Consider the following 22,633-nt stretch of genomic DNA (forward strand, 5'->3'; position numbering starts at 1 on the left):
TGCAGCTCGGTTGTAAGGTGGGATCAGACATTCGGCAGGCGGGCGATGGCGGTTTCGGTGATGTGACGGGCTTGGGCATCAGCCGCCAACAGGGCGTCCAGTGTATCGGCCGCCACGTAGGGCAGGGTAGACAGGGTGTGCTCCACCAGTGCCGGGATCGACAGGAAGCCTATGCGCCCCTGAAGAAACGCTGAAACCGCCACTTCGTTGGCGGCGTTCAGGATCGCCGGGGCGCTGCCGCCGGCCTCCATCGCCTGCCAGGCCAGGCGCAGGCAGGGGAAGGCGTCGGTGTCCGGTGCCTCGAAATCCAACCGGCCCTGGGTCAGCAGGTCCAGTCCAGCAACACCGGACTCGATCCGCTGCGGCCAGCCGAGGCCGACCGCCAGGGTGGTGCGCATGTCGGGCAGACCAAGCTGGGCCAGGGTCGAGCCGTCGATGAACTCGACCAGCGAGTGCACCAGGCTCTGCGGATGGACCAGCACGTCGATACGCGAGCCCGGCACGTTGAACAGGTGGTGGGCCTCGATGACTTCCAGGCCTTTGTTCATCAACGTCGCCGAATCGACCGAGATCTTCGGGCCCATCGACCACTTCGGGTGTGCCACCGCCTGCGCCACCGTCACTGCTTCCAGTTCGGCGCGGCTGCGGCCACGGAACGGGCCGCCGGAAGCGGTCAGGATGATGCGGCGTACCCCGGCCTCCGGCCGCGCATCACGTGAGCGCAGGCACTGGAAGATGGCGTTGTGTTCGCTGTCGATCGGGATGATCTCGGCGCCGGCGTTGGCCGCCTCGCGGGTCAGCAGCTCGCCGGCCAGGACCAGTGATTCCTTGTTGGCCAGCAGCAGGCGCTTGCCGGTGCGGGCAGCGGCAAGCGTCGAGGACAGGCCGGCGGCACCCACAATGGCTGCCACGACGGTGTCGCAGCAGTCGCTGGCGGCCAGTGTGTCGATGGCCGGATGACCGGCGTGCGGCTCGGTTGCCAGGCCGGCTTCTTTCAGGCCATCACGCAGACGAGCGAACAGGGCCGGGTCGGCGATCGCGGCATGATCCGGGCGGTGCTGAAGGCACAGTGCGATCAACGCATCCACATTGCTGCCGGCTGCCAGCACGCTGGCACGCATCTGCTGTGGATGACGGGCGATCACATCCAGCGCCGAGGTGCCGATGGAGCCGGTGGCGCCAAGAATGGCGACCTGACGTAGAGAGGAGGTGGACATGCTCAGAAGCCGAAGATTTCCTTGCCCAGCGCAAATACCGGCAGGGCGGCCAAAACGCCGTCGATGCGGTCCAGCACGCCGCCGTGACCGGGGATGATGTGCCCCGAATCCTTGGCGCCGGCATGGCGTTTGAGCAGGCTTTCAAACAGATCGCCGAGCACCGAGGCCAGTACCGCGACCGTGGTGACCAGCATCAACGAGCCGAACTGCGAGATCTGCACGCCGGCGAACCAGCCGAACACGCCAGCGGTGACCAGGCCGGCGACCAGTCCGCCCAGCAGGCCCTCGATGGTCTTGTTGGGGCTGATACGCGGGGCCAGCTTGTGCTTGCCGAAGGTGCGGCCCGCGAAGTAGGCGCCAGAGTCGGCTGCCCAGACCAGGGTCAGTGCGGTCAGCAGCCAGAGGTTGCCGTTTGGCGCGCTGGCATGGATCAGGACCAATGCGGCCCAGGCGGGAATGATCGCCAGGGTGCTGGCGGCCAGCTTCAGCATGCGCGCGCTGCTTTCCTCGTGTGCGCCGAAATCGAAGAAGCGCAGCCACAGCAGGGCCAGCAGCCAGAAACCGACACCCACCAGCGTGGCCAGTTGGAACAGGACCATGCTGCCGGCCGATGCCCACACCAGCAGCACCATCAGCAGCAGGTTCAGTACCACCAGTACCGTGCGCGGAAGCCCGTCGACGCCGGTGAGCTTGAGCCATTCCCACAGGCCGATCAGGAAGACCAGTGCGGCCGCGGCGGCCAGCCATTGGGTTGGCAGGAACAGGATCGCGCAGATCGCCACGGGGGCCATGATCAGCGCTGCAATCACACGGGTTTTGGTCATGAATGTGCGCTCTTTGCCGTATTGGCGGCAATCTGGGCGCTGGTCAGACCAAAGCGGCGCTCGCGCCCTGCGTAGTCATCCAGTGCCCGTTGAAGGACGGCCGCATCGACATCCGGCCACAGCACGTCAGTGAACCACAACTCGCTATAAGCCAGCTGCCAGAGCAGGAAGTTGCTGATGCGGGTGTCGCCACCGGTCCGGATGAACAGGTCCGGTGGGGGCATGTCAGCCAGCGCGACGTGCTGGCCGAGGGCCTGTTCGTCGATCTGCTCGGGGCGCAGGGTACCGGCGGCGACCTGCTCGGCCAGGGTGCGGGCGGCCAATGCGATGTCCTGGCGCCCGCCGTAGCTGGCGGCGATGCTCAGGGTCATCGCGGTATTGCGCAGGGTGCGCTGTTCGGCCTTGTCCATGCGCTGGACGATGCTGGCGGCAAAGCGGCTGCGGTCGCCGATGAAGCGCACGCGCACGCCGCGACGGTGGAGTTCATCCACCTCACGGTCCAGTGCGCCGAGGAACAGCTTCATCAGTGAATCGACTTCTTCCTGCGGACGGCCCCAGTTCTCGCTGGAGAACGCGAACAGGGTCAGTGCGCCGACGCCCCGTTCGAGGCAGAAGTCGATGCTGCGATTGACCGCGCGCGCGCCAGCACGGTGGCCGATCATGCGTGGCCGCCGCCGTTGCTGCGCCCAACGCCCATTGCCATCCATGATGATGGCAATGTGACCCGGTACGGACGGGGCGGCTGTGTCGCTGTGAGGGACGGAGGACACGCCTCAGACCGCCATCAGTTCCTGTTCTTTGAGCTTGACCACTTCGTCGACGTCCTTGATCGCCTTGTCGGTCAGCTTCTGGATGTCGTCCTGGCTGCGACGGTCATCATCCTCGGTGATCGCCTTGTCCTTGAGCAGCTTGGCGACTTCCTGGTTGGCATCACGACGGATGTTGCGGATGGCGATCTTGGTTTCCTCGCCTTCCTTGCTCACCGACTTGGCCAGTTCCTTGCGGCGCTCCTCGGTGAGCGGCGGCAGGTTCAGGCGGATCACGGTGCCCATGGTGGTGGGGGTGATGCCGATGTCGGAGGCGTAAATGGCCTTTTCCACTTCCTTGATCATGTTCTTGTCGAACAGGGTGATCACCAGCGAACGCCCTTCGGACACGCTGATGCTGGCCACCTGATTCAGGGGGGTGTCGGTGCCGTAGGCCTTGACCTTGATGCCGTCCAGCAGGGTCGGCGAGGCGCGACCGGTGCGGATGGTGGTGAGGGTATGGCGCAGAGCATCGATGCTCTTGGTCATGCGCGCCTGCGCATCTTGCTTGATATCGTTGATCATCGGCCGAATCCTGGATGTTTCTAGAACCGGCCGATTATAGGCGATTACCCCTGCCCACCGCGCCGGCAGCGTGGGTTAGTGCGCGTCGCGGCCGTGGACCAGGGTGCCAATGGGCTCGCCGTGCAGGATTTTCAGCAGTTCGCCGGGCTGGCTCATGTCGAAAACGCGCAGCGGCAGGTCGCTGTCACGGGCCAGTGCGAAGGCTGCCGTGTCCATGACTTCCAGGCCCTGGTTGATGACCTGGTCGTAGCTCAGGCTGTCATAGCGGACCGCGTCCGCATGTTTGTTCGGGTCCTTGTCATAGACGCCGTCGACCTTGGTGGCCTTGAGCAGCAGGTCGGCGCCGATCTCGATGGCGCGCAGTGCGGCACCCGAATCGGTTGTGAAGAAGGGGTTGCCGGTGCCGGCGGCGAAGATCACCAGGCGGCCCTTTTCCAGATGGCGGATGGCGCGGCGACGGATGTAGTCCTCGCACACGTCGTTGATCTTGATCGCGCTCATCACCCGGGCCTTGCCGCCGGCTTTTTCAAGCGCGTCCTGCATGGCGAGGGCGTTGATGACGGTGGCCAGCATGCCCATATGGTCGCCGGTGACACGGTCCATGCCGCCTGCGGCCAGGCCGGCGCCGCGGAAGATGTTGCCGCCGCCGACCACCAGCGCGATCTCGACGCCGGCATTCTGGGCCTCGATGACTTCATGGGCCAGGCGGTTGATTACCTTGGGGTCAATGCCGTAGTCCTCGTCTCCCATCAGCGCCTCCCCGGAAAGTTTCAACAGGATGCGGCGGTAGGCGAGCTTGGACATGGTGACCTCAGATGGCTGGAAAACGCGGGGGATTCTAACGGATGCCGCAGTTTCAGGTGACATCTATTGTTGCAGCGCAACGACAAAATGCCGGTCAATCGCAATCTGGTTCAGCAGGCGGTGGGGTGGGGATCCGGCGCGCGGGCGATGACCCGGTTGCGGCCCAGGTTCTTGGAGCGGTAGAGCACGTCGTCGGCCGCCTTGAGCAGGTCGCGCATGTCGGTGAAACGCTCATAGGCGCCATGGGTGGCCACGCCGGCCGAGAAGGTCACGTGCAACGGCATGTCGGCGACGGTGACGATCGGGGTCCGGGTGATGGCACCCAGCACGCGGCGTATCACTTCCAGTGCGGTCTGCTCGTTGGTGCCCGGGAACAGCACCACGAATTCCTCGCCGCCAAAGCGGGCCACGGTGTCGCTACCACGCAGCTGCCCCTGCAACTGGCTGGCAAAGGCCTGCAGCACCTGGTCGCCGACCAGGTGGCCGTGCTGGTCATTGATCTTCTTGAAGTCATCCAGGTCGATGAATGCCACCGACAACGGCCGGTCGGCGCGGGCGGCGCGGTCGAATTCCTGGGCCAGCACCACTTCCAGCTGGCGGCGATTCAATAGCCCGGTCAAGGCGTCCAGGTGGGCTTGCTCGGTCAGCCGGCGTGCCTGTTGCTCGAAGTCGTCGGCGCGTCGCTTCGAGGCGCTGGCATCCTGCAGCTCGCGCAGGTTGCGCAATGCCATCAGCTCGCTGGCGTGATCCAGCAGGTAGGTGATGCGGGCCGGGGAAGGTACCGGGACGTCGAACAAGGCACTGATCTCGGGCAGCATCTGGCTGACCTGCTGCAGTACCTGCTCGAACTGGCTGCTGTCCATCTGCAGCTGCGCATGCACCAGGCGCAATGCATTGTCGCGGGCCTGGTCGGTGTCCTGGCTGAGCCAGATCTCGGCGATGCTTCCGGAGAGGGCGACGCAGCGTTCGAACAGGTCGCTTGGCTCGGCCGGGGCCTCGCTGTGGCGGACCGCTTCCACCAGGTAGTGCGGCAGGCCCCATTGCTCGCATAGTTCGGCGCCGACGTCGGCATGGCTGCAGTCGAGGATGGTGCGTTCGCGGACCAGCAGTTCGTCGTTGCTGTCGGCGCTGGCAAGCAGGTCCGGGTAGCTGTCACTGCGCAGTTGCAGCAGGGCGAGAATGCCGATGTCCTGCAACAACCCGGCCAGCATCAGCTCTTCCACGCGGCGCACATTGCGCGCCAGGCCCAGGTAGCGTGCGCCCAGTGCGCTGAGGATGCTGCGACGCCATACCGCATCCAGTTGGTTTGCATGGTTCTGGTCGTCGCGCAGGGCGCGCGACAGGCTGAATCCCAGGGCCAGTTGCAAGGTGGCGTTGAGACCGAGCATGGTCAATGCCTGGCCGAGATTCTCGATGCGGCGACGGCTGGCGTACAGCGGGGAATTGGCGATGCGCATCATGCGTGCGCTCAGGCCCATATCCAGTGCGATGACGTCAGCGGCGCTGGCGATGTCGGTTTCCGGGTCCTGCGCAAGCTCGATCAAACGGACAGCGATGGCCGGTGGCGAGGGCAGGTTGCGGCAGAGGGACAGGGCTGCAGTGAGCTCGGGAGACATGTCGAAGAAGCAGGCGGCAGTGGTCCAAGCATACAGGATGCCTAAAGCAAAGACGGGTTGTTGCGGTCTGGTGCCGCTGGTGCGGTGTCGAAGCCGCCTTGCGGCAAAGAAAAAGCCGCGGAAATCCGCGGCTTTTTCAGCTACAACAGGCAGCGGGTACTTAGACCTGCATCGCCTTGGCAACTTCGGCGGCGTAGTCTTCCACCACCTTCTCGATGCCTTCGCCGACAGCCAGGCGCTGGAAGCCGACGACGTCGCCGCCAGCGGCCTTCACGGCCTGCTCGACGGTCTTGTCGTTGTCCAGCACGTAGCTCTGGCCGTACAGGGTCACTTCGCTGATGATCTTGTTGATCTTGCCGCTGATGATCTTCTCCAGGATGTCAGCCGGCTTGGCCTTGTCCTTGTCGGTCATCTTGGCCAGCTCGATTTCCTTTTCCTTTGCAACGAAGTCGGCCGGGACGTCGGCAGCCTTGTTGTGCGGCGGGTTCATCGCGGCCACGTGCATGGCCAGGCCCGAAGCCAGTTCGGCGTTGCCGCCGGCCAGTTCGACCAGCACGCCGATCTTGCCGTTGCTGTGCACGTAGGTGCCGACGGTGTTGTTGCCGTCGATCTTGACCAGGCGACGGATCTGGATGTTTTCACCCAGCTTCTGGATCGCGGTGGCGCGGGTTTCTTCAACGGTTTCGCCGCTGGCCAGCTTGACGGCCTTCAGGGCTTCAACGTCGGCAGCGCCCGAAGCCAGGGCGGCAGCGGCGACGGCGTCGACGAACGCCTTGAAGTTGACGTCGTTGGCAACGAAGTCGGTTTCCGAGTTCACTTCAACCAGCACGGCCTTGCCGCCATTGCTGGCAACGCCCACGCGGCCTTCGGCGGTGACGCGGTCGGCCTTCTTGTCGGCCTTGGCAGCGCCGGACTTGCGCAGGGCTTCCGCCGCTGCGTCGATGTCGCCGTTGGTCTCGGACAGAGCCTTCTTGCACTCCATCATGCCGGCGCCGGTGCGCTCGCGCAGTTCCTTGACCAGGGAAGCAGTGATTTCCATGGAATTACCTCATCAATAGAAAGGGGTAGGCCGGCCATGATGGCCGGCCGTTGTTACGCAGCCCTGTCAGCGATCGGCGCCATCGGCGCCCGCGCAGGGAGCGGGTGCAGTGGCTGCACCCGCCAGGGGGATCAGGCCGAAGCCTCGTCACCCTTCTTGGCACCAGCCTTCTTGGCCGGAGCGCGACGGGCCGGCTTGGCCTCTTCGGCAGCGGCTTCGGCGAACTCTTCCTCGCGCACGCTGGCGGCGTTCGGAGCGGCAGCCTTGCCTTCCAGCACGGCGTCGGCAGCGGCGCGAGCGTACAGCTGCACGGCGCGGATGGCGTCGTCGTTGCCCGGGATGGCGTAATCGACCAGTTCCGGGTTGTAGTTGGTGTCAACCACGGCGATCACCGGGATGCCGAGCTTCTTGGCTTCCTTGATGGCGATGTCTTCGTGGCCGATGTCGATGACGAAGATGGCGTCCGGCAGGCGGTTCATTTCCTTGATGCCGCCCAGCGAGGCTTCCAGCTTGTCGCGCTCACGGCGCAGGCCCAGCACTTCGTGCTTGACCAGCTTGTCGAAGGTGCCGTCGGTTTCACCGGCTTCCAGTTCCTTCAGGCGAGCAACCGACTTCTTCACGGTGGCGAAGTTGGTCAGGGTGCCGCCCAGCCAGCGCTGGTTCATGAACGGCATGCCGCAACGCTCGGCTTCTTCCTTGATGGCTTCGCGCGCGCTGCGCTTGGTGCCCAGGAACAGGATGGTGCCGCGCTTCTGGGCAACCGACGAGATGAAGTTCATCGCATCGTTGAACAGCGGGACGGTCTTTTCCAGGTTGATGATGTGGATCTTGCCGCGGGCGCCAAAGATGTACTGGCCCATCTTCGGGTTCCAGTAACGGGTCTGGTGGCCGAAGTGGACACCGGCTTCCAACATCTGACGCATGGTGATCTGGGGCATTGCAAAACTCCTGATGGTGGAACTGACACCGCGCGCGACCGGTTTGTTGGAGTCGTGCAGCGATGCGCGGCTTCTCTGCAGAGCGCGCAAACAGTTCCGGGGTTGGGCTTCCCTGTTGCCTCCGTGGCCGAACCCTGTTTGACAGGGCACCCCGGCACGGATGGGGGCGACAGGTGAGGATTCACCGGTGACGCCCGGTGTCAGCGTGCTTTGACGGGGCCAAGCCCAAGCAAAGCCCGTCAAGTATAGCGACAGGCTGGACTGGCCGCAAATGCGGGCGATCCGGTCAGTAGGTCAGGGTGACGGTGATGGTGTCGCTGTAGGGCCCGGCTGCCGCGTCCGGCTGGGCCAGCACCTGGCCGTAGACCGTCAGCGAGATGTCCTCATTATCGCCGGTATCGGCCGCGGCAGTGGGCAGGGTGTCGCCCCAGGGGATCAGCAGCGCGGGGTCCCGGTACAGCCCATAGGGCAGGTAATTGCCGTTGGAAGCCATCCGCCGCTGCCCGTTGAGCGCATTCAGCCCATTGCTGAGGGTGACCGACCAGTCGGTATCGGTGGCGCAGCGCAACTGGATCGTCGAGCTGGCCCCGCGGCTGGTGTCCAGCCGGGTAACCGTGCCGAAATCGAGGTCGCTGGCCAGGTTGAGTACGCAGTTGGCGGTGGCGCGGGCCTGGACCGGGCCAAAGTTGAAACTGCTCTGGCCGGCGCTGCCAAATACGGGGGCTACCCCGTCACGGCAGTTTTCCGGGGAAGGCGCGCCTCCAAATGGGGCAGCAAAGGAATAGCGCAGCAGTCCCGGGCCGGGGAAGCCTTCATAGAGATAGGCCGCTGGCAGGTTCTGTCCTGGCGGGATACGGCCGTAGGCGGTGAGGTTGATCTGCGTCGTGCCGGTCAGGGGGATGGACAGGATGCTGTAGAGGATGGGGTGGCCGCTGGTAAGCGAGCCGATAAGTTGGTTGCGTGCGGCATTGGCATAGAGGTCGTAGTTCATCAATGCGTTGACGCCGTTGTCCAGGCGGCGCGGGGCAACGCCGGGCGGGATGCCCTCGTCGATGAAGGCGCATACCGTTACCTGCACCGGCACTCCGGGCAGGCCTTGGCAGCTGACGGTCAGCGTGGCCGAGGCAGTGCTGTCGCCGGTGTTGGAGACCGTGCCGAAGTCCAGTGGCGTTGAGTTGAGCACGCGGCAGGACTGCTGTGCACTCGCTGGCAGGGACGACCAGAGCAGCAGCGCAAGCAGCAGCTTGCTCAGGATGCTTATACCTTGCCGAAGGCCGGATCTCAGGGTTGGCATTGCGCAGGCTCCAGGGCGAGTGGGGTGGCGGGCGGCTTGCCCGGGTCGGGCAGGGCAAGCCGGCATTCGCGGCCGTCCTGGCGGACCCGCAGGCGTGCTTCGGCCGGTGCGTTGTCCAGGTACAACTGGCCGTCATGGCCGATCACCGTGCGGGTGACGATGCGGCCCTGGCTTTCGATCTCGGCCTGGGTACCGGCGGGGAGCCAGCGTTTGTCCAGCCCAAGGATATGTACGCTCAATGGCTTGCCGGGCTGCAGGCGAAATGTCGCGCGCACGCCGCTGCGCGCGGCCGGCACTACCTGTTGCTCGATGGCGTCGATCTGCATGTCTGCGGGCAGCGCAAGCGGGTCGATGCTGAGCAGGTTGCGTTGCCAGGCGTGCAATGGCGCTACCAGCAGTTCGCCGCGTGCATCGGTGCTGCCGACGCGTTGGTTCTGTAGGCGGATGGGTACGCCGGGCACGCCACTGGTTGAAACCAGGACAAAGGCATCGTCGGCGCGACGCAGCCTGTGCAGTCCGCTGCCGAACCAGGCCAGGCTGCCGGTGCTGTTCGCATAGGCCAGGGTGCCGATGTCACTGACGTGGTCAAGGCCGAGGCTCCAGCGGCCTTGTTCGTCGAGATGGTTGATTTCCAGATGGGCGCTGGATTGCGCACCGGTGCCAGTGCTGGTCTGCGCACGCCAGCCCCAACCGTCGTTGTCCACTGCTGGGCTGTGGTTGGCTTCCAGCGTCATCCCATTGCCGTCATCAGCATGGCGTAGCGCGCTGCTGAGCTGGGTGTGGCGGTCAAGCGGCGCGGAAATGTACAGATAGACATTGTCCATGCCGCGCTCGCCCAGATCGTGATTGAACTGCAAGCTGATCCAGGCCTGCCCCGGCAGGCTCCGTGACCATCCGCCACCGGCCAGGCGGGTGTCTGGATTGCCGGGATAGTGCTGGCTGATGTAGTTGAGGCTCAATTGACCGCTGTGCACATTGCCGAAGCCGACAAAGAACCGATCCGTGCGCAGCGGCAGTGTTGCCTGGCGCAAATATGCCGGTGCATCAACAAAATGCTGGCTGCGGCGCTGGGTGCTGGCCGAAACGCTGAAGCCGGGTGCGTTCCATTGGTAGCCGAGGCTGCGCTGGCTGCCATGAAGTCCGGCCGCTTGGCTGCCGCTGAACGAGGCGTTGAGCATGCCGCCGCGGTGCCCCAGCAGGGCGACTGCGCCGAGGCCGCCCAACTGCAGGTCCTGCGCAACCTCGGCATGGGCTTCCAGGGTCAGCCGCTCACCCAGGCCATGACGCAGGCTGGCGCTGGCCAGCGGCCGATGGTCATAGGCGAAGGAACGTATGCCGTAGTCGCGGCGCAGAACGCCGATATCCAGTGACCAATCCGACAAGCCTGGCTGCAGCAGCTCGGGCGCTCCGTAGAGCGGAAATTCCAGCGCGCTGCTGTGTCCGTTGATGTCGGTCACCCGCAACTGCGCCTGCCCAATGCCATTGAGTGCGGGCATTGCATCGAGTTGAAAACGTCCGGGCGCCACGCGCTGGCTGGCCTGGCGCACGCCATTGATGTACAGGTCGACGGTGGAAGGCAGCACCGCCTCGCCTGCGAACGACGATAAGGGGGTGGTGACCCGGTAGGGTTGCAGGCTGAAATCGCGTGCGATATGCAGCCCGGCGAAGCGCGCGCTGCGCGACCAGCTGAGCGCTCCGCTGAGCTGGTCACCCAGGCTCAGGCTCAGCATCCGATCCGGAAGATCCAGCTGCCAGCGGCTGTCGAAGCGGGTGCTGGTGGCATGCTGACCGGTGCGGTCGCTGGCCAGGCGGGTGTTCTGACTGCTGCTCCAGGTGCCGGACCCCAGTCCGAACAGGCGCAGCTCCAGGAAACCATCGATATCGCGGTCGCCCTGCAGTTGTTGGGCATGCAGGTCGTAGTTCAACAGCAGGCCGGGGCTGGTATCGCTCACCGCCGCGGCACTGCGCTCAGGGCCTGCGCGCAGATAGGTGGTTGGCCGGTCCAGCATCTGCACCGGCACCTCCAGGTCCAGGCGTTGGTTGCGGGCGTCATAGTCAACGCGCACGCCGCTCAGCTGCTCCAGCGCGATCTCGGGGGACTTGGCGCCAATTCCAGCGGGGAGCCTGAGGCCAAGTTCGCGCAAGGTCTGGGCACTGGCGGACAGGGTTTGCCCACGCAGGCTGAAACGGGCCAACAAGGCAGCGGGGTCCTGGTTGATATGGACTTCCAGATGCAGCTCCTGGGCTTGGAACGTGGCATCGCCGCCTGCTTCGGACAAACTGAGTGGGTACGCCGGCGTTGACGGTGAAATACCTGCGGCAAGCAGGGCCGCATTAGTGAGTAGCAGAGGGCAGAATCTGCGCGACGGGGGCATCGTTCAGCCTGGCCTGCAGGTGGCCTGTTACAGGGAGTCGCGTGGCCAATGGCAGTTTCCACTGCATGCGCTGGCCGGCCAGCACGTAGCCGAGCAGGCCGCGTTGCAAAGGGGTGATGGTTCCCTTGTCCGCGACCCAGCCGAGCTCACTCAGGCGTACGCGCTGGTTGCCAGTGTTGCGCACGTCCAGGATCAGCGCGTCTGCCAATACCTGCCAGCTGGCCTGCAAGGCGCTTGTGTCCACTGGCGCTTTGACGATCTGTTCGCGTGGTTGCGCGCCGTCGGGCAACACAAACACCGGTATCGAATAGCGCAGCAGGAACTGCAGGCCTGCAGGCTGCGGTCCGTCGATCTGCGGCAACTCATCCACCCATACCCGGTAGGCCTGCTCGTGCTGGACGGGCGCCGTCGCCATGGGCATCGGTCGTACGATGCGGACGAGCTGCCGCTGGCCGGGCGGGATCTGGATGATGGCCGGGCTGGCGCGCAGCGCCTGCGAGGGTTCCAGTTGGTCGCTTGCCGTGGTTTGAGACCATTGCTGGACCCGGATCTGTGCGTTTATCGGGTGGTCTGCATTGTTCTGCAGCCATAGTGCGTTCGCCTGCTGTTTTTCAGTGAATTCCAATACGATCGGCGCAACCTGCAGGTTGCCGGCGGGGCAGCCGAATGCACAGGCAAGCAGTGTGGCCAGCAGCAGCCTGTGGCCATGGTTGGCCTTGTTTCCCGGCCGGCGATCGCAGGAGGCGCACATCGCTGGCGTGCTCAATAGGTGACCGTGGCGACGACGGTGTCGCTGTAGCTGCCGGCCGGGGCATCGGTGGAGGGCACGCGGCCATAGACGGGGATGCTCTGTACGCTGGCCGTGCCGACGCCGGCCAAGGTGTCGGTTCCGACGACCTCGCCCCAGAAATCCTGGCGGCCGGCATCGCGATACAGGCCATAGGCGATGAAGTTGTTGTTGCCATCGCTCATGCGCCGGTTGTCGGCCGCTGCGGTGGTGCTGGTGGCGTTGGCGCCGGGGTTCATGCCGATGGTGTAGGGCGTGCCGCTGCTGCAGGTCACTTCCAGGCTGCCCTGGGTGTCGGCCGGGGCGCCGGTGGCGCGGGCCAGGGTACCGAAGTCGAGGTCACTGGCAGCTGCGGCCTGGATGTCACAGGACTCGGTGATGACGATGCGGACCTGGAATTGCGCAGTCTCGGTGGCCGCCGCTGCAAGGCCGGTGACGGCAACAACGGCGAGACTGAGTGAAGCGACGAGGAGGTTGTGCGCGTGCATGTCGATACTCCCGTTTGTTGAGCCAATGCGTGAGGTGGTGAGGCATGGCATCGGCTGGCGGGCAAAGCTAAACACGCTGTTATGGGAATGACGCGGGTTTAAAGTGATTGATCGAGCTGAACAGGCGATATTGCTGGTTTCAGTCAAAACCTTCGGTGGACGAGCCCGGCTGGGCAGGTTGGGAAGAGATTGCTGCCGCAGGCGGCCGTCTGGTGCAAACGCCCGGTACTCACCGTGATGCAGGTTGGCTCCCGCGACGGAGCAGGTACTGGCGGCCGCTTCGTCTTCAGTCAGTACGTCAATGTCACCGTGATGGTGTCTTGGTAGTTGCCGGGCGGGGGACTGGTCTGTGCGGGTACCTGGCCGTAGACCGTCAGGGTCTGCATGTCGCCGGTGCCGGTGCCGCTGACGGCGGTATTCTGGGTGTTGCCCCAGCGGCTGGAATGGCCGGGGTCGCTGTACAGCTCATAGCCGATGCGTTCGGCGCCCATGGCCATGAAGCGATTTGCCGCCTGCGCGTGCAGGCCCTCATCCAGGGTGACCTGCCTGGCGACATCCTGGGTGCACCGCAGTTGCAACATCGTTGTCTGCTCGCTTGGGAGGGATAGTCCGGCCGCCAGGCTGAAGTTCATCTGCGAAAGGGCGCTGATGCGCCAAGTGCGCTGGGGCAGGGGCGATTCCGGGTTCATTAATGTGAAATACTTAGCGAAATAACCCAAATGGGGGATAATCGACAGATGGCAATCCAACTGAAAACCCCCGAAGAAATCGAGAAGATGCGCATCGCCGGCCGTCTGGCGGCTGAGGTGCTCGACATCATCACCCCGCACGTCAAGCCCGGTGTCACCACCGAAGAGCTGGACCGCATCTGCAACGACCACATCATCAATGTGCAGGGCACCATCCCGGCCAATGTGGGCTACCGCGGGTTCCCCAAGACCGTGTGCACCTCGGTCAACAACGTCATCTGCCACGGCATTCCCAGTGAAGCCAAGGTGCTCAAGGATGGCGACATCATCAATATCGACGTGACCGTCATCAAGGATGGCTGGCACGGCGATACCAGCCGCATGTATTACGTCGGCACGCCCTCGGTGATGGCCAAGCGCCTGGTGGAAACCACCAAGGAAGCGATGTGGCGCGGCATCCGTGCAGTCAAGCCGGGCGCGACCCTGGGCGATGTGGGTCATGCGATCCAGGAATTCGCTGAAGCTGAGCGCTTCAGCGTGGTGCGCGAGTATTGCGGCCACGGCATCGGCAAGGTCTACCACGACGAGCCGCAGGTGCTGCATTACGGGCGCCCGGGGCAAGGCCTGGTGCTCAAGGCGGGCATGACCTTCACGATCGAGCCGATGATCAACGAAGGCACCCGCTACACCAAGGTACTGCCGGATGGCTGGACCGTGGTGACCAAGGACCGCAAGCTCTCGGCGCAGTGGGAACACACCATTGTGGTGACCGAGGATGGCGTTGAGGTACTGACGTTGTCGCCGGCGGAATCCGCGCAGGCATGACCTCACTGCCGGCGGGCCCGATTCTGGACACGCCGGCAGATCCTGCCGGTGACGCGCAATGGGCTGCCGATGCACGGCAGTCACTTGCCCATACCGATGCCCGCCTGGGCAAACGCTTCGAGCAGACCGACAATGTCGAGCGCCTGCCCGGCCTGCGCACGCGCGCGGTTGATCAACTGATCATCGATGCCTGGCACCGCTGCATTCCCGCTGGTGCCGGGCTGGCATTGTTCGCGGTTGGCGGCTACGGTCGTGGCGAACTGTTCCCACGTTCGGACATCGACCTGCTGGTGCTGGCCGAAACCGATGTACAGCACCGCCACGAAGCCGCACTGGCACGTTTGTTCGCACTGCTTTGGGATGCCGGCTTGCCGGCCAGCCACGCGGTGCGCTCGGCGACACAATGCGTGCACGCTGCCGCCGACCAGACCGTGCTGACCGCCTTGATCGAAGCGCGTGCGCTTGTCGCCGATGCCACTGCCCAGCACGGCCTTGCACGGGCAATTGCACCGAGCCTGGTATGGCCGCCGCGTGAGTATTTCCTGGCCAAGCGCGAGGAACTGCTTGCACGCCACCAGCGTTTTGGTGATACCGCCGACAACCTCGAGCCGGACATCAAGGACGGCCCGGGCGGCCTGCGCGATCTCAATACGCTGGGCTGGATGGCGCTGCGCGCCTTCGGCGTCAGCAACATCGATGCGCTGGTCGGGCTGGGCCATCTTGGGCTGGACGAGGCTGCTGCGCTGAAGCGCGAACGCCAGGTACTGGTGCGGCTGCGCTATGGCCTGCATCTGGTTGCACAGCGCCCGGAAGAACGCCTGCGTTTCGATTACCAGAAGACCCTGGCCGCGCGCATGGGCTTCGGTGACGACGCCGAGAGCCTGGGCGTGGAAAAGATGATGCAGGGCTTCTATCGCAGTGCGACGGTCATCCGCCGCATCAGCGACCGCCTGCTGCAGCGGTTTGAGGAACAGTTTGACGGCGAAGCCACGCCGCTGCCGGTGGGCCAGGGTTTCTCACTGCGGCGCGGCTATCTGTCCGCCGACGATCCGCTGTGGCCGCACGGCGACATCCGCAGCATCTTTGCCTTGTTCGCCTGCTGGGCCCGTACCGCCGACGTGCGCGGCCTGCACTCGATGACCGCGCGCGGCCTGGCCGAGATGCTGGATGAAATCCCTGCCTACACCGCGGTGGACGAGGCGGTGCGTGAGCAGTTCATGGCCTTGCTGCGCGGCCCGCGTGCGGTCGATACGCTGGCGCGGATGGCGCGCCTGGGCGTGCTTGGCCAATGGATACCTGCATTCGCGGCCGTGTCCGGACGCATGCAATTCGACCTGTTCCATGTCTACACGGTGGACCAGCACACCTTGATGGTGCTGCGGAACATGGCCTTGTTTGCCAGCGGCCGCGCCGACGAACGTTTTTCCATCGCCCACGAAGTCTGGCCGCGCCTGCGCAAGCCCGAGCTGCTGTTGCTGGCTGGCCTGTTCCATGACATCGCCAAGGGGCGTGGTGGCGACCACTCGGAACTGGGCGCGGTGGACGCGCGTGAGTTCTGCAGCCTGCATGGCTTGAGCAGCTCGGATACCGAACTGGTTGCGTGGTTGGTGGAACAGCATCTGCGCATGTCGGTGACTGCGCAGAAGCAGGACATCACCGATGCGGAGGTGATCCACCGTTTTGCCGGCCTGGTGGGTGACCGTGATCGCCTTGATTATCTTTATCTGCTGACCTGCGCCGATATCGCCGGCACCAGCCCCAAGATGTGGAATGCATGGAAGGACCGCCTGCTGGCCGACCTGTATTTCGCCACCCGCCGCGCGCTGCGCGAGGGTTTGGAACATCCCCTGCCGGAGGCGGAGCGGGTGCAGGAAGCACGCGACAACGTGCGCGAACAGATGCGCTTGCTCGGTCATGACGACGTGGTGATCGATCGCCAGTTTGCAGCCATGCCCGACGAAAGCTTCGTGCGTTTCCGTCCCGAGCAGCTGGTATGGCAGGCTGCGTCGCTGGTGGAAATCCACAAGGGCGGCACCTTGGTCAAGGTGCGGCGTATTACGCCAGAGAGCGATGCGCTGGAAGTCTTCGTGCATTCACCGGACCGCGATGGCATGTTCGCCGCCATCGTGATGACGCTTGATCGTGCCGGTTATGGCATTCACCGCGCACGCGTGCTGGACGGCCCTGGCGACACCATTTTCGACACCTTCGAAGTCACCCCGGCAGGCAGTTTCGCCGATGGTGATGCCGCACGGCTGGAGGCCGCGCTGCGCAAGGCGCTGGCCGGCAATATCCTGGTCCTTCGCCCGTCGCGACGGGTGATGCCGCGCCAGCTCAAGCATTTCCGCTTCGCTCCGCGCATCGAGTTCCTCGACTCCAGCCATCAGGACCGCACCGTGTTGAACCTGGTGGCGCCGGATCGTCCTGGCCTGCTCGCCGATGTCGCGCATGTGCTGCGCGACCAGCGCCTGCGCGTGCAGGACGCGCGCATCGCGACCTTCGGTGAGCGCGCCGAGGATCAGTTCCAGCTTACCGATCGCCACGATCACCGCCTTACCGAAACCTCCATGCAGGCCTTGCGTGATGCATTGCTTGCCTGCCTGGATCCCGACAACAAGCCAGGAGACCCCCACTGATGGCAAGCAAGCCCGCAACCAAGAAGACCGTGACCAAGACGACCGCCAAGAAGGCTGCGCCTGCAAAGGCCGCGCCGAGCAAGGCCGCTGCGCCGAAGAAAAAGGCCGCAGCAACGACCAAGCCGGTCGCCAAGCCTGTTGCGAAGGCGGTCAAGGTGCCGGTCAGGAAGGTTGCTGCTGCCAAGCCGAAGTCGACCAAGCCGGTCACGCCCTCGGTAGGCCCGCGCAGCCTGCGCAAGCCGCCGGCACCGGGCGTTGCCGAGTTGAAGTTCAGTATTGAGAGCGCCTTCGAGCGCCGCACCATGCTGACCATGGACGAGATCGAAGGTTCGACCCGCGCGCTGGTCAACCGCGTGATCGACGGCCTCGAGTCGGGTGAATTCCGCGTTGCGGAGCCGGATGGCAACGGCGGTTGGAAGGTCAACGAGTGGTTGAAGAAGGCCGTGCTGTTGTACTTCCGTGTCAATGACATGGCGGTGATGGACGGCGCCCCGGCACCGTTCTGGGACAAGGTCGAGTCGCGCTTCGAAGGCTATGACGAGCCCGCGTTCCGCGCCGCCGGTGTGCGCGTGGTACCCGGTGCGATTGCCCGCCGTGGCACGCATTTCGGCAAGGACGTGGTGCTGATGCCGAGCTTCACCAATATTGGCGCACACGTCGGTGAAGGCACGATGGTCGATACCTGGGCCACGGTGGGTTCCTGCGCGCAGATCGGCAAGCATTGCCACCTGTCCGGTGGTGCCGGCATCGGTGGCGTGCTGGAGCCGTTGCAGGCCAGCCCGACCATCATCGAGGACCATTGCTTCATCGGTGCGCGTTCGGAAGTGGTGGAAGGCGTGGTCGTCGGCCACCACAGCGTGATCGGCATGGGCGTGTTCCTGAGCCAGAGCACCCGCATCTACAACCGTGCCACCGGCGCGGTGACCTACGGCTATGTGCCGCCGTACAGCGTGGTGGTCAGCGGCTCGCTGCCGTCCAAGGACGGCACGCATTCGCTGTACTGCGCGGTGATCGTCAAGCAGGTGGACGCCAAGACCCGCAGCAAGACCAGCGTCAACGACCTGCTGCGCGGGTTGGCGGACTGAGCCAGCCGGAGGTGCAACGCCGTCCCTTCTCCCGCCTGCGGGAGAAGGTGCCCCGAAGGGGCGGATGAGGGGAGCTTTAGCTTCGCTCCTATTCTGAGGGTTAGAAGCTTGGGCAATGAGCTAGAAGCTTCCCCTCACCCCAACCCCTCTCCCGCAAGCGGGAGAGGGGCTTTGCCATGCGGGCTTTGGAATTCAGAATGACCACGATTTACGGACTGAAAAACTGCGACACCTGCAAGAAAGCCACCAAGTGGCTGGACCGCTTCAACGTCGCCTATACCTTCGTCGATTACCGCGACAACAAGCCCAGCCCGGAAACCCTGCTCGAATGGGCCGGCAAGGCCGGCGGCTTCGCGGCGATGATCAACAAATCCTCGACCACCTGGCGGCAGCTGCCGGACAACCGCAAGTCGCCCGAGTCCGATGCCGAGTGGAAGCTGCTGCTGCGCGAATACCCGCAGCTGATCAAGCGTCCGCTGGTCATCGCCGACGATGGCACGCTGAGCCAGGGTTTCAGCGACAACGGCTTCAAGGCCCGCTTCAACATCGCCTGATCCGCCCTCCAATAATTGTGGGAGCGGCGTGAGCCGCGAAGCCACCGATCAAAGAAGGCCGCAATGAACGACGTACTAGCCCTGACCTGCGACCTGGTCGCCCGCCCCTCGGTAACCCCGGAAGACGCAGGCTGCCAGCAACTGATCGCAGGCCGTCTCAGCGCCGCCGGTTTCAACTGCGAGCACCTGCGCCTGGGCGAAGTCGACAACCTCTGGGCCACCCACGGCAACGGCGCACCGGTACTGGTGCTGCTCGGCCACACCGACGTGGTGCCGACCGGGCCGGTCGAGGCCTGGAGCAGCGACCCGTTCAAGCCGGAGGTGCGCGACGGCGTCCTGTACGGGCGCGGCACTGCCGACATGAAGGGCAGCGTTGCTGCCTTCGTGGTCGCTGCCGAGCAGTTTGTTGCCGCGCACCCGGACCACCTGGGCACGCTGGCGGTGCTGCTGACCAGCGACGAGGAAGGTGACGCCATCGATGGCGTCCGCCACGTTGCCAAGCTCTTCGTCGAGCGCGGGCAGGGTATCGACTGGTGCATTACCGGCGAGCCGTCGTCCACCGCCAAACTCGGTGACCTGCTGCGCGTCGGCCGCCGTGGCAGCCTCTCGGCCAAGCTGCGCATCAAGGGCGTGCAGGGCCATGTCGCCTATCCGGACAAGGCCAAGAACCCCATCCATCTGGCCGCACCGGCGTTGGCTGAGCTGACTGCCCGGCATTGGGACGACGGCTATGAAAGCTTCCCGTCCACCAGCTTGCAGATCTCGAACATCAACGCCGGCACCGGTGCCAACAATGTGATCCCGGGTGAACTGCAGGTGATGTTCAACCTGCGCTACAACCCGCATTGGAATGCGGACATGCTGGAAACCGAGATCGGCGCGCTGTTGGACCGTCACGGCCTGGACTACGACCTGCAGTGGCACCGCAGCGGCGAGCCGTTCTACACCCCGGAAGGGCGTCTGCGCAGTGTCGCGCGCGAGGTGCTGGCCGGGTTTGCCGGCGCGGCACCGGAAGAAAGCACCGGCGGTGGAACCTCCGACGCCCGCTTCATCGCACCCTTGGGCGCGCAATGCATCGAGGTGGGTCCGGTGAATGCCAGCATCCACCAGGTCGATGAGAACGTTCGCGTCGCCGACCTGGAAGCGCTGCCTGACCTGTACCGGAAACTGATAGAAAAACTGCTGGACTGAACTGTTACGGTGCGGGTGCACAATCTTGCCGGGGGGGCGAGATGGACAGGGTTCAAATGGGGTTCCGAATTGGGCTGATGGCCCTTGTGCTGGTGTGCGCGCTGCCGTTCGCGCACGCCACTGCCACGCTGCATGGCCTGCCATTGCTGCGGCAGTTCGGGGCGAGCCAGTTGCCGGCCGCACCGACCTATCCCGGCGTGGTCGTCGACCGCACTGGCAACCTGTACGCGGCAAGTGGCGAAGGGGTGATGATCTTCCGCAGCGGTGTATGGGAGCTGCTGGAGGCGGCGGGCGAGGCACCGGTGTACTCGATCATGCTGGCGCGCGATGGCAGCCTCCATGTCGCTGGTGCGGGCATGTTTGGGCAGCTGCTGCGGCAGGCCGATGGTACCCATCGATTCATCAACCTGCTGCCACGCCTGTCCGCTGCCGGACTGGTGCAGGGGCCGATCGAGGTGTTTTCGTTGGGGGAGACCGCGCGTGGCATACACGCGGTGAGCGCCGGTGCGCTGTTCGTACTGGAAAAGAACGGCAGCACCACCCGCCTGCAACTCCCCGCCGGCGCGCGTACGCGCCCGTTGGTGGCGGGTGACGAGATCTATTTCCGGGTTCCGGGTGAAGGCCTGTACCGGGTGGGCAGGGCTGCGATGGCGCTGGTCGAGGGCATGGAACCACTGGCCACGCTGCGCGTGCCCGCAGCGTGGCCCTATCGTGGTGGGCTGTTGTTCGCCGCTGCCGACGGTTTCCATTTCAGTGACGGCAACGGCCTGCGCAAGCTCGATACCGAGGCCACTGCCGCGTTCGGTCTGCATGAGCCGTATACCGGCATTGCCTTGGCCGATGGTGGTTTTGCGGTGGGTAGCTTCGACGGCACCATCATGCGTTTTTCGCCTGAACTGAAGCTGCTCGACAGTTTTGCCGCCTGTGCAGGTGAGATGCATGATCTTGTGGAGGATCGTGATGGTGCGGTGTGGATAGCCGGCGAGAGCGGCATCGCGCGGTTGCGCTGGTCGCTGCCATGGACGCGCTATGGGCGCCTGCATGGGCTGCGTGGTCGCATCTTCGACAGCACCTGGTATGACGGCCGCCTGTGGGTGGCGAGCATGGGCGTGTGGCGTACGCAGTCCTCCATGACAGGGACACCTGTGTTCTCGCAACTGCAGTGGCCACGCCGCGACCTGGAAACCTTCGCACTGGAAGGCACCTCCGCCGGGCTGCTGATCGGTGATCGCTATGGGTTGGCAGTGCTGGACCCGGGGCAGACGCAACCGCGGCGATTGTTGCCGGCAAAGCTGGGAGACAGCGTCAGCAGGCTGCTGCCCTCGGCGTTTGACGCGCGCCGTATGTTCGCCGTCAGCCGCAGCCGGGTCATCGTACTCGGCCAGCGCGAGGGGCGCTGGCAGCTGCAGGCGCAATGGAATACAGGCCAGAACGCGGTTTCCGGCTTGTACGAAGTTGCCGCAGGCGAGATATGGGCTGGCGATCCGGGTGGCGGCGCGCGCCGCTGGCGCTTCGCGTTGGATGACGGTCGGTTGCTGGCGGAGCAGCGCTTCGGGTTCGCCCAGGGCTTGCCTGTGGTGGCGGGGCAGGGTACCCGTCTGTTCCGCAGCGGGGGCGTGCTGTACGCGATCTCGGGTGCGCAGGTGCATCGGCTGCAGGGGGAGCAGTTCGTTGCCGACGCCTTGCCCGTGTTGGCAGGGCTGCAGGCACCGATGGAGCTGGAAGGAGAAGACAACGCGAAGGGAAGCTTTGCATGGACGGCAAGGCAGTTGTGGTGGCGCAAGCCCGGGACGTACGCGTTCCAGTTGCAGCAGGTCAGCGATAGCCGCGTACCTGGTTTCATGACGGTTGCGCTGCACGGCGATGGACAGCTGCGCGTGGTCACCCGCGACAGCGTCCTGCAGCTGGACCCTGCGGCCGCCGAACACCTTGCAACACCGCCGCGGGCACGGCTGGATCGCATCGAACTGCAAGGTCCGAATCACCCGCCGGTACTGCTGTCACTGGCGCCGCGGGCAGTGCCACGCTTGCCGGCCGGTGCCGGCCTGGCATTGCGCTTCGGTGTACAGAGCATGGAGCCGGAGGTTGAGTTTCGCTATCGCATGCCGGGCTATCACGATGATTGGTCGCCCTGGGCAGCAGGGCGCGAGTTGACCTATCAGCGCTTGCCGGCCGGTGCCTATACCTTCCAGTTGCAGGCCCGGGTGCTGGGTGGCACGCCGACCGAGGCAATGAGTTACCCGCTGCAGGTCGCGCCATTCTGGTACCAGCGCCCATGGGTTCGGCTGGCTTTTGGTCTGGCGGGACTGGTGTTCGTGGTAGGGGTGGTTGGTCTGCGCACCCGCGCCATCAACGCACAGAATCGTCTGCTCGAGAAGAAGATCAACGAACGCACGGCCGAGCTGCAAAGCGCCAACTCCCGTCTCTCGGCCCTGGCCGTCACCGACGGGCTGACCGGTATCGCCAACCGGCATGCGATGGAGAAAACCCTCCCGCGTGCGTGGCAACGCTGCGCGGAACGGCAGGAACCGTTGGCGGTGATGATGATCGATGTGGACCATTTCAAGCAGTTCAACGACACCCACGGCCATCATCTCGGCGACCTGCAGTTACGCCGCGTCGCGCAGACATTGGCCGCGCAGGTGACGGGGGCCGAAGAGCTGGTCGCACGCTACGGTGGCGAGGAGTTCGTGCTTATCCTGCCGGACTGCGATGAACCGATGGCGCTGGCGCGTGGCGAGCGCCTGCGCAGCGCGGTGGAGCAGGTCACTGGTGCGGCGGGGCAGCGGGTGACGATCAGCGTCGGCGTTGCGGTCTGCACGCCGCTGATCGAGGACGATCCGATGGCGCTGGTGCGGTGCGCGGATATGGCGTTATATCGGGTCAAGCGCGAAGGGCGGAATCGGGTGGATGTTGCCAGCCTGCAAGCAGGGGCGTAGC

The 22,633-nt window shown here is 64.9% G+C and carries 19 protein-coding genes; 6 read left to right on the forward strand and 13 right to left on the reverse strand.

The genetic code is table 11. From position 1 onward, the window contains the following. Positions 1-23 precede the first annotated feature (23 nt). The 13 genes from RT131_RS00535 to RT131_RS00595 all read right to left on the reverse strand — a co-directional run bounded on the left by RT131_RS00535 (position 24) and on the right by RT131_RS00595 (position 13,402). Positions 24-1,217, reverse strand: a complete 1,194-nt coding sequence (locus tag RT131_RS00535) for a 1-deoxy-D-xylulose-5-phosphate reductoisomerase (protein ID WP_313169338.1) — start codon at positions 1,215-1,217, stop codon at positions 24-26. A 2-nt stretch (positions 1,218-1,219) separates the two neighbouring features. Further along, complete coding sequence (locus RT131_RS00540) at positions 1,220-2,041, reverse strand: phosphatidate cytidylyltransferase (RefSeq protein ID WP_313169340.1); 822 nt, start codon at positions 2,039-2,041, stop codon at positions 1,220-1,222. Beyond that, positions 2,038-2,811: a polyprenyl diphosphate synthase gene (uppS, locus tag RT131_RS00545; protein ID WP_313169342.1), complete on the reverse strand. Its 774-nt coding sequence runs from the start codon at positions 2,809-2,811 to the stop codon at positions 2,038-2,040. The genes RT131_RS00540 and uppS overlap by 4 nt, the downstream gene beginning before the upstream one ends. A gap of 3 nt (positions 2,812-2,814) precedes the next feature. Continuing rightward, positions 2,815-3,372, reverse strand: a complete 558-nt coding sequence (gene frr, locus RT131_RS00550; RefSeq protein ID WP_313169344.1) for a ribosome recycling factor — start codon at positions 3,370-3,372, stop codon at positions 2,815-2,817. Positions 3,373-3,447: 75 nt separating this feature from the next. Next, positions 3,448-4,176 (reverse strand): UMP kinase, encoded by a 729-nt coding sequence (gene pyrH / locus RT131_RS00555; protein WP_313169345.1) that lies wholly within the window; start codon positions 4,174-4,176, stop codon positions 3,448-3,450. A 110-nt stretch (positions 4,177-4,286) separates the two neighbouring features. Then, positions 4,287-5,792, reverse strand: a complete 1,506-nt coding sequence (locus RT131_RS00560) for a GGDEF domain-containing protein (RefSeq protein ID WP_313169346.1) — start codon at positions 5,790-5,792, stop codon at positions 4,287-4,289. A gap of 160 nt (positions 5,793-5,952) precedes the next feature. Beyond that, entirely contained in the window at positions 5,953-6,831 is an 879-nt protein-coding gene (tsf, locus tag RT131_RS00565; RefSeq protein WP_313169348.1) for a translation elongation factor Ts, read from the reverse strand. Positions 6,832-6,962: 131 nt separating this feature from the next. Then, on the reverse strand, positions 6,963-7,769 hold the full coding sequence (gene rpsB, locus RT131_RS00570) for a 30S ribosomal protein S2 (protein WP_313169349.1): 807 nt from the start codon (positions 7,767-7,769) through the stop codon (positions 6,963-6,965). Positions 7,770-8,055: 286 nt separating this feature from the next. Then, on the reverse strand, positions 8,056-9,063 hold the full coding sequence (locus tag RT131_RS00575) for a spore coat U domain-containing protein (protein ID WP_313169351.1): 1,008 nt from the start codon (positions 9,061-9,063) through the stop codon (positions 8,056-8,058). Beyond that, the gene (locus RT131_RS00580) at positions 9,051-11,342 is read right to left on the reverse strand and encodes a fimbria/pilus outer membrane usher protein (protein ID WP_313169353.1); all 2,292 of its coding nucleotides are present in this window, start codon (positions 11,340-11,342) and stop codon (positions 9,051-9,053) included. The genes RT131_RS00575 and RT131_RS00580 overlap by 13 nt, the downstream gene beginning before the upstream one ends. Before the next feature lie 55 nt (positions 11,343-11,397). Further along, positions 11,398-12,189 carry a fimbria/pilus periplasmic chaperone gene (locus tag RT131_RS00585; protein ID WP_313169355.1) on the reverse strand — a complete coding sequence of 264 codons (792 nt, stop codon included), beginning with the start codon at positions 12,187-12,189 and terminating at the stop codon, positions 11,398-11,400. 11 nt (positions 12,190-12,200) lie between these two features. Continuing rightward, positions 12,201-12,713, reverse strand: a complete 513-nt coding sequence (locus RT131_RS00590; protein WP_313169357.1) for a spore coat U domain-containing protein — start codon at positions 12,711-12,713, stop codon at positions 12,201-12,203. 290 nt (positions 12,714-13,003) lie between these two features. Then, positions 13,004-13,402, reverse strand: a complete 399-nt coding sequence (locus RT131_RS00595) for a spore coat U domain-containing protein (protein WP_313169359.1) — start codon at positions 13,400-13,402, stop codon at positions 13,004-13,006. A 48-nt stretch (positions 13,403-13,450) separates the two neighbouring features. Between RT131_RS00595 and map the strand changes: the two genes are divergently transcribed. The 6 genes from map to RT131_RS00625 all read left to right on the forward strand — a co-directional run bounded on the left by map (position 13,451) and on the right by RT131_RS00625 (position 22,632). Next, on the forward strand, positions 13,451-14,227 hold the full coding sequence (gene map / locus RT131_RS00600) for a type I methionyl aminopeptidase (RefSeq protein WP_313169361.1): 777 nt from the start codon (positions 13,451-13,453) through the stop codon (positions 14,225-14,227). 20 nt (positions 14,228-14,247) lie between these two features. Further along, complete coding sequence (locus RT131_RS00605; RefSeq protein WP_313170188.1) at positions 14,248-16,863, forward strand: [protein-PII] uridylyltransferase; 2,616 nt, start codon at positions 14,248-14,250, stop codon at positions 16,861-16,863. Further along, a complete protein-coding gene (gene dapD, locus RT131_RS00610) occupies positions 16,863-17,948 on the forward strand; it encodes a 2,3,4,5-tetrahydropyridine-2,6-dicarboxylate N-succinyltransferase (protein ID WP_313169363.1) in 1,086 nt (361 codons plus the stop codon). Before RT131_RS00605 ends, dapD begins: the two co-directional genes overlap by 1 nt. Positions 17,949-18,145: 197 nt before the next feature. After that, entirely contained in the window at positions 18,146-18,502 is a 357-nt protein-coding gene (locus RT131_RS00615; protein ID WP_313169365.1) for a Spx/MgsR family RNA polymerase-binding regulatory protein, read from the forward strand. Positions 18,503-18,565: 63 nt separating this feature from the next. Beyond that, positions 18,566-19,693 carry a succinyl-diaminopimelate desuccinylase gene (gene dapE / locus RT131_RS00620; RefSeq protein WP_313169366.1) on the forward strand — a complete coding sequence of 376 codons (1,128 nt, stop codon included), beginning with the start codon at positions 18,566-18,568 and terminating at the stop codon, positions 19,691-19,693. Between the two features lie 77 nt (positions 19,694-19,770). Next, entirely contained in the window at positions 19,771-22,632 is a 2,862-nt protein-coding gene (locus tag RT131_RS00625; protein WP_313169368.1) for a GGDEF domain-containing protein, read from the forward strand. Position 22,633: the final 1 nt, after the last annotated feature.

The organism is Stenotrophomonas sp. (assembly GCF_032066555.1).
Lineage (GTDB): Bacteria > Pseudomonadota > Gammaproteobacteria > Xanthomonadales > Xanthomonadaceae > Stenotrophomonas.